Origin of the sequence: Streptomyces dysideae (assembly GCF_001514305.1) — a bacterium.
Classification (GTDB): domain Bacteria; phylum Actinomycetota; class Actinomycetes; order Streptomycetales; family Streptomycetaceae; genus Streptomyces; species Streptomyces dysideae.
Map to the genome: position 1 here is coordinate 1 of NZ_KQ949225.1, position 512 is coordinate 512.

Annotated in this window: 1 protein-coding gene; it reads left to right on the plus strand. The window is 68.8% G+C overall.

All coding sequences use genetic code 11. The annotated features are described in order from the left end of the window. Positions 1 to 512, plus strand: a 512-nt coding sequence (locus tag AQJ91_RS48510; protein WP_159054858.1) for a family 43 glycosylhydrolase, incomplete at both ends; no start/stop codon positions are given.

Here is a 512-nt window from a genome sequence, read left to right on the forward strand (position 1 = left end):
CAGGGCGGCGGCAGCCGTCCCTCCTGCCGGTACGTGGGGCGATCAGGGCGATGGCACCTACGTCAACCCGATCATCCCGGCCGACCTCAGTGACTGGGACTGCATCCGGGTCGGCTCCGACTACTACGGCATCACCAGCACGTTCGGGTACTCGCCCGGCATGGCCGTCCTGCACTCCAGGGACCTGGTCAACTGGCGGACGCTCGGCGGCGCGGTCGACGATGTCACCCGTATCGGACCGGAGCTGAACTGGGACCGGATGAACCGCTACGGCCGTGGCGTGTGGGCCGGGTCCATCCGCCACCACGCGGGGCGGTACTGGGTGTACTTCAACACGCCCGACGAGGGCTTCTTCATGACGTCGGCCCCGTCGCCGACCGGGCCGTGGGAGCCGTTGCACGCGCTGTGGCGGACCTCCGGCTGGAACGACGTGTGCCCGTTCTGGGACGACGACGGCCAGGGCTACCTGGTCACCACGCACTACGCGGACAGCTACAAGGTGCACCTGTTCC